Genomic DNA, 13,195 nt, shown 5'->3' on the forward strand with positions numbered 1-13,195 from the left:
TAAAAAATTAAAGATAATTAAATCTTTTCTTACAAGTCTTTCACTTTCAATGTTCAGCTGCTTAGGAAAAGAATTATTTTAACAATGTGATTTTTATCTTTTTGGTTAAGTTATTCTGCGAAACACTTAAAATATAATTACCGCTTGAAAAATTGGAAGCATTAAATATAAGATTGTATTCACCGGCTGCAAGAAATTGAGAGAAAGGAGTTTTAATAATATTTCCCAGTATATCATAGATTTTAATAGTCACCACATCAGATGTGGAGAGGGTGAATTTTATATTCGTTTTTGAATTGAATGGATTGGGAAAGTTTTGTTGTAAATCTAGTTTTTTATTTTCATAACTTGATTCTTTTACTGAACTTGTTCCATAATTTACTTTAAGAGTATCCGAATACTTAAAATCTCCGTTAAAATCGATTTGCTTTAACCTGTAATAATAAATCGTGTTGGAAAGAAAAGAACTATCCTTAAAAGTATAATGTTTTGGTGAATTGCTATTTCCACTTCCAGGGACAAAACCTATTTTATTAAAATTTTTATTTGAATCAGCTCTCTCAATATCGAATCCAAAATTGCCAACTTCCGTTGCTGTCCCAAACCTTATAAATACTCCATCAGTTAAAACATGTGCTTCAAAGTAAAGTAATTCTACTGGGAGGGGTATGTTCTCAACTTTAAAATCATGTTCGAGTAATTGCTGAGCCAATAACTGACCCGTTGAACAAAACAGAAAGTTAACAAAAAGTGAAAAAAATGCTATAAAACTCTGAGGCTTAATAAATGAAAATAAACAAGAATTCATCGCACTTTGGCTAATTTTTGTAATATTTCTACAGTCCTATCTGAACGTTTTGCGATAACCTTATAAAGATATACACCATTTCCAATCAGGTCCCCGTCAGTATCTCTGCCATCCCAATAAATTTTATTGAAATTAGTCGAAAGTTCAGAAGAATTTTTTGAAATCTCTTTAATCAGCCTGCCGGATATTGTATAAATTTTAATTCTAAGTTCATCTGGAACTTGTGTTAGGTTAAATGTAAAGAAAGTCTCATTCTGGAATGGATTGGGATAATTATATACCTGAAGTAATTGAATTTGACTCGAAACTTTAAAATATTTTTCATACCCAGGGGAAGTTTCTAAATGCCCAAGTATATTTTTACCAAATATTTTGAAAATATAATCACCGGTAGTCAATTTTGGTATGTATTGAAAATAAATTTTTCGCTTACTTGTATCATAATTTATTGTTAAATCGGATATACTTATTCTATTTCCATTCAAATAGAACTGAATCGAGTTAGTATCGGCGGCTGGAAACCAAATAGGATAAGAGAATTCAACATTTATTTTTGGATTATCTGTTACAAAAGCGCCATCATCGATGGATTTACCATCATATAAAACATTCAGACTAAAGTTATTGACTGATGTTAAATTAGTGTCCGATTTAACAAAAAAGGGAACTCTAAATGTGTTATTAGTTTTATACAATTCCAAAAAAATATTATCAGGGTCTAACTCAATCTGAAAGAACATGTTACCTTTACCGTCTGGTAAGTAATTGCGATAAATGTGACTTATATTTAGCCGTTCCATAGATCTAAGTTTCATAATAAGCGAATCTCTTAATAAAATCTTTGTATTATCATTTTTAATCAGACTAAGCAGTATTCTAAAACTATCTGCATCAAATCCTCCTACATTTTGAGTAAATAAATTCAGGAAAAGGCTATCTCCTTGCATAATTGTATCTTTTGAGGCAGAAACAGTCTGATAATTTATAGCTAATTCTGCTGGTATTTTATAATCAATACCGATACTTTTTATTGATGGTGATTCTCTATGCGCATTTGCATATAATTTCGTCAGAAGCTTAAGTTGAGGATACAATTTAGCATTAATGAAACTTATGGATGAACTGTCCCCCGTAAAATTTAATTTTTGCAATGTATCAACACTACCATCCACTCTGATACCTAATGGATAAAAATCAATAAATGTTTCAGCAGGTTTAAGAATATCAACATTAATCTTTTCCCATTTGGCTGAACTCCCTAATGGGGGAAAAACTACTATACCGCTATCACTTTTTATTATTTTTGAAACATCAATTAACGCTGGTCCTTCAAATAGTTTTTTGTAAGATTCTGGTACAGAACCAATAGGTGCCCCTTTCCTTCCGAGGATAGCCCATGACTCTCTATAGCGAATACTATCGATATAATAACTCCCAAGTGTTTTTATTGCATTTCTTACAGGAGTACCGCCAGACCAACCCAAAACAGATTGTGCCCCATCATCGCAAATAGCAAGTGCAATCATTGTTCCAACCTGAAGTGAATTAATATAACTCGTTAATGAGTCTCCCGATGGAGGATTGGGATATAGAAAGTATTTGAATGAATGTGGTTTTAGTGTAATTGTATCGACTAATGCTGTCGCAATTCCCCAAAAGTAGGTATTAGGAAGCATTTCAATAGCATTGTATTGCATTGATGCAATTGAACCAGCCGATTGGCCTGCTGAATATATTCTCAATTTTTTTTCTTCACTTGATAGAATCCATCCTCCTAATGATGAGTCAAAAATTGTGTTCTGATATTCAATATTTTGTGGCTCAAATGTTTTATCAATGTACCAAGCATAAGGTTTGTTCAAATTCATAAATGAATATGATCGTGACCAATCTGAGCCAGAGAAATTCAGTTTCATTCTCCACCAATATCTTTTATTAAATTGCATTGAAGGCAGGGAGACAGTAGTAAATAGCGTATCTAAGCTCTGATCTAAACTTATAAAAGAACCAAAATCCTTATCTTGAGAAAGTGATAATTCTACTCTATCAGAAATACTTTCAGTTTTTAAAGCTGGATTAAGGAATCTCAGTTCCCCCTTATACGTTGAATAATAATTTTCGCTCTCTAAAGCAAGAAGTGATGTTGAGTAGACATCAAAACTAAAATTGGAAATATTATCCGTCTCGTCTAATTCTTCATACACGTTTTCTTTATCTAATTCTATTTTTAAGAAATGTTTTCCAACTAATCCCTTAATTGGGATATTAAAGCTTAGTTGGTTTTCGAACAGAGGTACTTCAATTACAATTTTTTTGTTGAATACAATTGAATCTTTGAATTTGTCAGAAACATCAACAGACAGTACACTATCAGGTACCGAGCCAAGATTTCGGACGTGAATTTTAATTTTTACAGAATCATCTGTATCTCGTGGAAAATCACCAACAATTGAAATTGAATTAGCGCCTATACTAAAATTAGGTTTGCTTGGTATTTTCAAGGAAATTATTGGATCACCAAATAATAAATTACAAAAATTAAAAACTCGATTTACATCATTAATTCCTGTTTCATTAAATTGTCTTACTTTAGCAAGAAAATGTGCACGTCCAATAATTTTAATACTGTCATTAAGAAGCAGCGAATAAAAATACTTTGGAAATCTCAATGAGGTAGATAGGTAACCCCAACTGGAATTTCCTAGATAGGCAATAGCTTGTCCATTTGCCGATTGAGCTACAAATAATTCGCCAAACGCATCGACATCTGATTCGGCAAATTTTCCTGTTGAACATCCAAAATCGGTGATTAGAGGATTTCGGTTTGAATATTTATTCTGAATATGTTCAACCTCTGTGATTCCGTTATCCCAAACTCTGGTACCACTATGACCGATATAAGAAATAAAAACCGCACCTTTATCGATTGTTTCACGAATTTCCTCTTGTGTATATGGTCCAAAATTCGTTGGAGGCGAAATAGTCTTATAAAAATGCTTACCTACACCCCCTACTGGAGCAGGTTTGATTAAATTCTGAAATAAATCTTCATTGGTCGCTTTTATTTGAGCTAATTCAGAAGGTTTTGAAGCATCTCCGCCACTAAAAAGCATGTAGTATTTATTCCAATCATTAAGTGGTTTCTCCACAAATCGTTTATGTTTTAGTAGATAATTATTTAACTCATCATTAGTGTTGACAGGTATTCTGCCGACATACATTTGAGGTAAGTTAACATTCGTTGTATCCCAGGTAACATACCACAAATCACTTACAGGATTCCCATAGGAAGTTACAAGATTTTTTTTCCGAGGCAAAGGAACTGGTTCGATAACATCTCTATAATCATAGTTCGCATCTCCAATAAGCGCTAAATAGGAAGGTTTGGGTGCGGTCCAGTAATAGTTTGCTTTCTTTAAAAAAAGCCTTATTGCCTCAGCGCTTACCATTCCGAAAGAGAACTCATCAAAAATATCATCAGTGAATACAAGCTCTGTTCTTAATCCATATTGATTTATGATAAAGTTCTTATAGTTAGTAGCAGATGAAGTGAATATATTGTTGGTAACTAACACATAATCTGCTCCACGAGAGGGGTCCGTTAGATTAACAAAATACTTTTTATATCGAAAGACTGGTTTACGTATGAAATCACTTTTGATGATTAAATATCTATCCCCCCCACAAGCAGTATCAGTAAAAGTTAAAATTTTAGAAGTACCTGAACTTAGTGAAAAATTTTCTATCCGTTTTATTTCAGGTTTAAGTTTATACACAAGCAAATTTGAATGTTCAGATGTAATATCTTCAACTTTAATAACTCTCAATCCATATGTAACTGAATCGGGAATAATGACAAGCAACGAATCGTTCACTGCTTTATTCATTCTAAAATATTCGATATCAATCCAGTCTAATAATGATTGATGGAAAGAGGCACTCGTTGGAATTCCAAAGATTCTAATAGTATTATTTCCGTTTACTAATAAATTTGAATTAAGTGAAGAATTGAAATTCACGGTCTGTTTGTAATTATACTTGATCGTGTCTTGGGGTATAGATGAATTAATACTAATACCATTTTTATGTGCATCTGTTATAATGTTTGATGCGTTACTAATTAATCTTATAAAGGTTTTAAGTGGTGAATTTGCTACTGCATCTCTTGCTGAAAATGTAATCGATTGTGAACCTGAACTGCCAATAACTAACCAGGTCCAGACTTTATTTTCCTGCCAAAAAGGGAGTTGCACACGAGGTAAAACTGCATCATAGTACCATAAACGCATATCTCGTTCGAAGTGTAACCGAACTAGATGAGAAGATAAAGTATCAGTGGTTTGAGGCATGACCGAACTCTGACGCGAACATCTTTTTCCATTAGTTCCTCCCCAGGACAACCAGACTACTGATGTATCTGAATAGCGATTCATATAGTTAAAATAATCTTGTCCAGATAAGACAATTTGTCTATAACTGGTTGAATCGTAATTGCGTTCGGTATAAAATTCAATAAAATCAGTTGAGTCAAAAATTAAATCATCCTCACCTTGAACGAATATGAGCTTTTCTTCTCCCTTTAGAAAAATTTTGATGGTCTTCGGATTTACAAATGATGGATTAACTCCATAACTTAACAAATCATTGTAATTGACTCTGTGGATTCCATCAGTTGTAATTAAAAGCTTGATATATTCTTTTGAATAATCAATCCAATCATCTGTATTGATTTTCAATTCCTCAAAATGATTAAATGTTCTAAGCTGCATGGCATCTTGAAAATTGGAAATGACATCTTTCAAGTCTTCATCAAATGGTCCTTTTGGGGAATAATTTATTGAGTAATTCGGTGAAGAGGCCCAGCTCAGCATAATATCGGCCTCTTTAATAATTGTTAAAGATCGATCATAAAAATTGAAAATGTGGGTATTTACTTTTACAACAACACAATAAAAATCTCTAATCCAGGTGTACCCGAGAATTTCTTGATATGCAGCTGGAAATGATTTCATATTTCGAATTTCTTCATGAAGTACTTCTTCGCTGTAACTTAAAGAGGAATCACCAACTAAAATAACTTTTGGATTTATTTCCAATTCGAAATTTTCAATTTTATCGAATTTTATATTAAGGAGATCCGCATTCACTTTTGTGCTTGGAGGAATAGCAAAGTAATAAGTTCTTGAGGGCAAAGCCGGAACCCCAGGATTACTTTCATCGATTGTGATTAAACTTGAACTAAGCTCTTGAATATTTTTTTGTTTCTCCTGATTCCCATTCAAATCTAATTTATATAATCTGGAGTTATCCACCTGTCTCTGCCCAGTGCACAATCGAGCAGAAATTAGAGAGAAAAACAGAGCCGTAACAATTATTAATTTGGTTGTTAAAATTGTCCTTGTTGACATAATCGTCCATGTATTTTTGTAAATATATTGTCTTTTTACAAATGAATAAATAGCTTTATCGAAACTATATAATTAATATCAAGCTACTGCTGAAAGTTGGCAGGCAATCGCTTAATAATACTGATAATCGATTATCACTTACCCCTCTGCTTATAAGTGAATTTTATTTTTAAGAGTCGGTAACTAAACACTGGAATACCAATAATATATCTGCTCCACAATCTTTTGGGTTCATGAATGAGTCGATACAACCATTCAAAGCCGGAGTTGTGAAATATTTTAGGCGCTCTCTTTTTAGTTCGGAAAAAGTACTCTAAAAAATTCCCAACACAAATAATTTGAAGGTTCTGCACAATGCTAAAAATCTTATATGCCAATACTTCCTGCGTTGGGGCGCCAATTCCAATTATTATCGTTTTTGTATCACTCTGGATAATTTCTTTAGATAATTTATTCCAATCAACCACGTCTTCATATCCATTAAAATATTGGATAACATTAAGTTGACTTTTCGGAATTAGGCTTTCAAATCTTCCACCTATTATTATAATGGGAGTCCTCAACTCAGTGAATCTATTAAATACCTCTTCATTAATTTCTGATGCATTGAATCGCTTTGCTTTTATTTTATTTATTAAAAACAAAGCGAATCTGACTCCTATCCCATCTAGATAATATTTAAAGTGCCTATCGAGTAAGTTTCGATAATTTGCATCCGAATACCAAACATTAAAACAATGTTGATTCAAATATGTTAAGAGTAACGGTTCACTATAGTTGATTGATTTAGAAATTAAATCTAATACATCAGATTTATTAAAAAGGAGCTTCTTTAAAGGATGCATCCCATTAACTTTCATATATTTCAATCAGTTTTGAGATATAATAGCCCGAATTTGTAAATTTCATTACTTTACTATGGAGTTTGTTAGCTAAGGAATTTGATAATGCTTGATTATCCATTAGTGTTTGAATTTTTTCTTCCAGATCATTTACACTACCAGGTTCAACTAGAAGTCCGTCTACACCATCATCAATAAATTCAGCAATACCTCCAGTTTTTCCTCCAATAAATGTTTTTTTTGCTAAGCCGGCTTCAAGCATAACAAATGGAAACGAGTCAATCCTAGAAGGTAATATTACAATATCTGATAAATAGTAATAGCTCAATATTTCATTAGTTGGAGAGATATAAATAATTTTATTATTTTTTTGCACTATATCTTTGATTTTAAATGATTCAAAATTACCAATCATAATTAACTTTAAGAGGGGGTTTTCAACTAAAAGCTTCTCAAATGCAGAAATCAAAATATCGCAACCTTTTATATAGCAAATTCTTCCGATGAAAAGTAAAACTTTGTTATTATTTTCTATACCAATTTTTTGTTTTAAAATTCTCCTTTCGCCTTGACTTATGTTATTACTTGATTTGACAAAATTGTATAGCTGAAATACCTTTTCAGAGTTCACCCTATAATTCTGAATTAAATGTTTCTTAACAGCATTACTAACTGCAATAATTTTATCAGATTTAAAACTGATAAACTTCCATCCATCAACCAAACTGTGTACAGTAGTAATAGTTTTGATTTTCAAACTCATACTAACAAAATACGCCAGCAATTCTGGATAGCGATGGTGAGTATGAATTATTTCAATTTTATTCTTCATACAGAATTTTAAAAGGAAAAAATAATTCAGAACAAATTTAAAAGGATTTTTATTTTCTCTTTCAAAATTCAAGAAGTCAATCTTTACATTCAAACCACTTAATCTGTTTATTGAATCACCTTTATTCGTGAGAAAAAATAAATGCAATTCATCCCTTTTGCTTAATTCCTCAAGAAGTTGAAAAACATACTTACTTACACCACAAGAGTAATTGAAGTCAGGGGAAATATGGAGGATATTCAGTTTCTTCACCGCTAGTTCTACCTATTTTAGTGAATCATATAGAGATTCGAAGAATAATTTAAATTGTTCCAAATTATATTTGGACTGTAATGCCTGCACTCCATTAAATCCCATTTTCAAACGTAACTTTTCATTTCTTATCAACTTGATAATTTCTGCGACTCCCGCATCAACATTATCAACGGGATATACCAATCCACAATTATTATCTATCAGAATTTCTCTTGCGCCACCTACATCAGTAGAAACAATAGGTACTGAATTTGCCATCGCTTCCCAATAAGTTATTGGCAATCCCTCCCAATCTGAAGTAAATAATAAAGCGTCAAAATATTGTAAGTAATTACTTAAATGAGGAATGTATCCATAAAATTTACAACAATGATTGATCCCCAATTCTTCAGCTAAAATCTTCATCTCATTTTCCAATTTACCAGTACCAAAATAAGCAATGATAACTTTATGCTCTTTTTCAATAAGTTTTTTTAATATAAGCAGCGAAAGGTCTACCCTTTTTTCAATTTCAAATCTCCCAATAAAAGATATAAGAAATGAATCGAATTTGAGTGATTTTAGTTCAGTTACAATTTTGATATCAATTAAATCTTCGTTCCCCTTTTCAAATCCATTATAATAATTTTTAATCTGCGGAAAGAGTTTTGTTTCGCTAATTAAATTTTCCTTGCTTTTCTTTGAAGGAGTTATAGCAATATCAACCACTTTCGTTAAGCAGATAATATTATGAAGTATGAATAATATTTTTCTTTCAAAAAAGTTATGAAATATTGAATTAATGAATAATCCGTGATAATTAAAGATTAACTTTTTTCTGAGAAAGATATTCATTAATCCTGCAATAATATACGGCTTAATCAAATGTGCATGTATGATGTCAACCCGTTCATCATGTAAAATATCGTATATCTTTTTGATACTTATTATAGAAAATCTTTTTGCCAACGTAGGAATTTTAAATAACTTAACACCCAAATTTTTTAATTTTTTTTCAACTATTTCCCCACCTTGATAAATTACAATTTGTTCAAATCGATTGCTGTTGATATACTTTAATAACATATCAAGATGTATGAATACACCATCAGATTGGCCACTTATTTTGTCAAAAATGTGACAAATTTTTATTTTCATAAATTATTTAATGGTAACTTGAATAGACACTAGTTAAAAAGACCGATTGCTTTTATACAATCTAAATTCTTTCAGCAACATCCTTTTGTATTGCCCATTACTATAGAACATAATTTCAGTGTTATTTTTATTAATTTCTCCCGGAAGCTTAATATAGATCATTTTTGACAATCCGTTTTTTAGAATATCTTCTTTTTTGGAATAGACTAAAATATTGCTAATTAAGGAATGAGAAGTAGAATCTGAAAATCGAACAGAGGGTAGTGAGCTGAATCCACTATTGAACGCTTCACTTTTAATAACTATCAAATCTCCCTCAATTTTGTATCTTATCGGCTTTCTTAATTCATTAGTATTTATAATATCTAATGTCGCAATGGAGATAAAATTATGTAAGCTATTAAATTTTTCGTTGACCTTATATGAAGCTATTATTTCCACAGGTGGATTCCCCCAGCTCTGACCAATTCTCTCAATCATAGAAAGGCATAAATATTTTTTACCTGGATTATATTCTTTTGCACTCGGTAAAACCGAAATTAAGTTTTTTGTTAACATATTATTGGAGAATAGTCTGTTTACTGTACTTAGATTACCATAAACAACTAATAAAAAAAATAGTACAAAGAATATTTGGGTTATTGGTTTGGAAAATTCTTCCTGATGAAAGAGTCCCATAAAAATTATTATCAAAAGTGGAGAATGAATATAAAATAACCTCATTTGAGGATATGAATTAATATAAATTAATAGTGATAATAAAATAAAACCAATCGATGCGAAAATGATAGTTCGCTCAGACTTCTTTTTAGTAAAAAACAACTTAAAAGTATACGCAATTAAATAGATACATCCACTCGATAAGAAAATAAATAATATAAAGTTCGAATTATAGAAGTAAGCTAAGTCCTTGAAGTCAAATGGGATTAAAAAGGAGGCTAGTCCATAAACTACAAATTTAAATAAGTAAACAGGATAATTAAGATATCTCAGAATATTAATTGCAGAGAAGTCTGTTCCAATAGAATAATTTATTGAAATAGAAACTGTTAATATGACAAAGAAGATGATTAGCGAGCTAATTAACACCTTTTTGTTAATTTTTTGTTTCCATAACAAGTAAATGCCAAAATTTAAACCTAAAATTATAACAGCCGTCTCCTTGCAGAGGAAAGCAAGAACTGTCGTTAATGTATAGTAAAATAAATGACTAAAAATTTTTTTTTCGATATAATTGATTAAAAAAAGAATTGACCAAAAAGAAAATAATGCGCATAGTAAGTCCGTTCGACCTGACACCCAAAGGACATTCATTATATTCTGTGGTATAGCAAAAAAAATTACACATAATAAAATCAATAATAACTTTTGACGGCCCCACTGAAGTATACAAATGATTCTATTCAAAATATTGTACAAAATAATTGTGTTGATCAAATGAATAATCAAATTAAATAAATAAAAGAACAAAAAATTTTCATTAAAAAATAAATAGTTAATATAAAAAGTGAATATTGGTATTGGTCTGTGATAGCGTGAAATAAGTTCTCCTGTCCAATCCTTAAAAATTGGAAAGGGATCTGAAAGAGCCGCTTTAAGTAGAACCCAATCGTCACTAATTAAACTTAACTCTGAGAATTGATTTGCAATAAACAGGAGTGATTCGAAAAGATTAGTTATCATCGAATCTATAAAATAATTTGTGTAAATGGATTTTATGCTTAAAAAACATTATCAAATCTTTCTGCAACGATAATCAAAAGATGTGCAAAGACCCCATCAGATTTACCGGTAATACGATCACAGATGTGACAAACTTTTATTTTATTTTGCATTCTATCACCAATTTATAGACTTCAAGATACTTCTGAGCAACTTTATTCCAATTTAATTCGTCAACAATAGATTGTGCATTTTGTGAGATCGTCTGAATATCGTATTGTCCATTGTAAATATTTTCCAAAATCGTTTTAACATCTTCAATGTTCTCGTTATTGTAAACAAAACCATTGACTCCATTTACAAGATACTCAGAAATACCAACCTTGTCTGATATTATTGGAATCAGTCCCATTGTCATGCACTCGCCGACAAATAAGGAGAAAGTTTCAATTACGTTCGCTTTAATCACAAAGTGTATTTTTGCAAGAAATTCTGGAAGTATATCGTGTGGAATTATTTCCACATAATTTGTTTTTACAAATTTTTTTCGTTCTACAATGTTTTTCATTATTCCCAGAACATAAATATTCACTGGTATTTTAACTTTGTCAAAAACTAATAATAGCTGCTCCAAACCTCTGTCAAATTCATTGGTCCCATTATAAAAAACAACATTTATTCCATCACTAAAATCGAAATGTTTGATTTTTTGTATTCTAAGTACTTTTATCCCATTAGGTACAATATTTACTTTATTATTTGAAAACTTGTAAAACTCTCCTGCAAGTGAAAGATGGGGGTTGGAAAGAAAAATTAAACTATCAGAAAATTTTATAGCTAAGTATTCCATAAGGTAATCTTTAAACCTACCAAAATTGGAAGTTTTAATTTTTCTTCTTGGCAGTTCATACTTTAAAACTGAATGAAAAGTAACCACAAATTTGCCTTTGAGAAGAAACTTGTATAAAAAAATGCTCAGGATGAATCGTTCTAAAGTAATTATATGAATAATATCAGGCTGAGTGCGGAGCAAGTAAATAAAAAGTCGAATTATACCGAGACGTTTTATGTTGTCTGGTGATTTTTCATATCCTAAAAATCTTTTAAAACAAGTAGAATTATTATAGATTTTAAAAAAATATTCAACGAATTCAACATTCATATTGTTTATTAATAGATTCTTATAAAGTTGTTGCGCAACTTTTTGTGGACCGAAATCTATTTTGCCTTCGTGGAGTCTACCTAACAAAACAATTTTCATTTTTGAATTAGTTTTTTTAATAGTTTTTTAAATTCAGGGTATTGAGTAATAATTAAGGAGAGTTTAGTTCTATAATTTATTCTATTAGGAATTTTATTAAATTCACTTGAAAAAATAAAAGCTGCAAACTTTCGATGAATTTCATCTCTGAAAGTTTTATATGCAATTGGATTTAATTTAGTTAATTCTCTTAAACCCCAGAAACTTAAATGCTTCTCATACTTATTTTCATAAATTTCATTTTGTTTCCAGTATTTCCCGATTGGGATATTCAACAAAACATACTTTGATTTTTTCATCGAGTGTTCCAGTAACTCTATAGCTTTACATTTTTCGAAATGCTCTAAGACGTCTCCAAAGATGATCAAGTCGTATAGAAAATCATTCTCAAAAATATATTTATATGCATCATCAACAATAATTTTGGAATAAAAGTATTTATGATATTCTTGAATATTGTCAGGAAAAATTTCAATCCCATCTATTTGTTTTGTCCAATCTTTATTATGAATTTTTCCTCCCCAAACTTCAAGAAACTCTCTGCACAAAATCCCCCATCTACCAAAGCCAACACCAACATCTAAAATTGTTTTAGGGTTGATTCTTCGAATCAATTCAACACAATATGAAATATTTTGCCAGTTAGAGGTTCCCATATTTTTTATCGTCATTGAAGAATCATAATTTATTTACATTATTTGACCTAATTTTAAAAATATTTGTTCTGCTTATGAAATAGAATTGAATAAATAAAATTAAATACTCCGTTATAATTGAAGTTACTATTGCGCCTATAATACCATATAGATTTATTAAAATAATATTCAGTACAACATTCACAATTGCACCAATCATTGTAGACCTCATCGCTAATTTTTCTTTATAGGCAGAGTTTAACACAATCCCGGTTAAATTATTCAAAAACAGTCCTGGAATAGCTATACTAATCAGTGAAAGCATATTCGATGCTTCTATAAATTTATCTCCAAA

The 13,195-nt window shown here is 30.5% G+C and carries 9 protein-coding genes; all 9 read right to left on the reverse strand.

Features of this window, described 5'->3' with window-relative positions:
* Positions 1-73: 73 nt before the first annotated feature.
* The gene (locus FJ213_07670; protein MBM4176035.1) at positions 74-808 is read right to left on the reverse strand and encodes a T9SS type A sorting domain-containing protein; all 735 of its coding nucleotides are present in this window, start codon (positions 806-808) and stop codon (positions 74-76) included.
* Positions 805-6,216, reverse strand: a complete 5,412-nt coding sequence (locus FJ213_07675) for a T9SS type A sorting domain-containing protein (protein MBM4176036.1) — start codon at positions 6,214-6,216, stop codon at positions 805-807. Before FJ213_07675 ends, FJ213_07670 begins: the two co-directional genes overlap by 4 nt.
* A 134-nt stretch (positions 6,217-6,350) precedes the next feature.
* Complete coding sequence (locus FJ213_07680) at positions 6,351-7,085, reverse strand: WecB/TagA/CpsF family glycosyltransferase (GenBank protein ID MBM4176037.1); 735 nt, start codon at positions 7,083-7,085, stop codon at positions 6,351-6,353.
* Positions 7,066-8,142, reverse strand: coding sequence for a glycosyltransferase family 4 protein (locus FJ213_07685; protein ID MBM4176038.1), 1,077 nt, complete (start codon positions 8,140-8,142; stop codon positions 7,066-7,068). The genes FJ213_07680 and FJ213_07685 overlap by 20 nt, the downstream gene beginning before the upstream one ends.
* A gap of 12 nt (positions 8,143-8,154) precedes the next feature.
* Positions 8,155-9,282 (reverse strand): glycosyltransferase family 4 protein, encoded by a 1,128-nt coding sequence (locus tag FJ213_07690; GenBank protein ID MBM4176039.1) that lies wholly within the window; start codon positions 9,280-9,282, stop codon positions 8,155-8,157.
* A 33-nt stretch (positions 9,283-9,315) separates the two neighbouring features.
* Positions 9,316-10,965: a hypothetical protein gene (locus FJ213_07695; GenBank protein ID MBM4176040.1), complete on the reverse strand. Its 1,650-nt coding sequence runs from the start codon at positions 10,963-10,965 to the stop codon at positions 9,316-9,318.
* Positions 10,966-11,101: 136 nt separating this feature from the next.
* Positions 11,102-12,205, reverse strand: coding sequence for a glycosyltransferase (locus FJ213_07700; protein ID MBM4176041.1), 1,104 nt, complete (start codon positions 12,203-12,205; stop codon positions 11,102-11,104).
* Positions 12,202-12,861, reverse strand: coding sequence for a class I SAM-dependent methyltransferase (locus FJ213_07705; GenBank protein ID MBM4176042.1), 660 nt, complete (start codon positions 12,859-12,861; stop codon positions 12,202-12,204). Before FJ213_07705 ends, FJ213_07700 begins: the two co-directional genes overlap by 4 nt.
* A gap of 22 nt (positions 12,862-12,883) precedes the next feature.
* Positions 12,884-13,195 (reverse strand): hypothetical protein (locus tag FJ213_07710; protein ID MBM4176043.1); only part of this gene is annotated, 312 nt, incomplete at its 5' end.

The organism is Ignavibacteria bacterium, assembly GCA_016873845.1.
Classification (GTDB): Bacteria; Bacteroidota; Ignavibacteria; order Ch128b; family Ch128b; genus JAHJVF01.

What these genes read in the sequence shown, in the direction of transcription:
- FJ213_07690 (MBM4176039.1), bottom strand. Translation starts at nt 9,282, where the DNA reads ATGAAAATAAAAATTTGTCACATTTTTGACAAAATAAGTGGCCAATCT.
- FJ213_07700 (MBM4176041.1), bottom strand. Translation starts at nt 12,205, where the DNA reads ATGAAAATTGTTTTGTTAGGTAGACTCCACGAAGGCAAAATAGATTTC.
- FJ213_07670 (MBM4176035.1), bottom strand. Translation starts at nt 808, where the DNA reads ATGAATTCTTGTTTATTTTCATTTATTAAGCCTCAGAGTTTTATAGCA.
- FJ213_07675 (MBM4176036.1), bottom strand. Translation starts at nt 6,216, where the DNA reads ATGTCAACAAGGACAATTTTAACAACCAAATTAATAATTGTTACGGCT.
- FJ213_07705 (MBM4176042.1), bottom strand. Translation starts at nt 12,861, where the DNA reads ATGGGAACCTCTAACTGGCAAAATATTTCATATTGTGTTGAATTGATT.
- FJ213_07695 (MBM4176040.1), bottom strand. Translation starts at nt 10,965, where the DNA reads ATGATAACTAATCTTTTCGAATCACTCCTGTTTATTGCAAATCAATTC.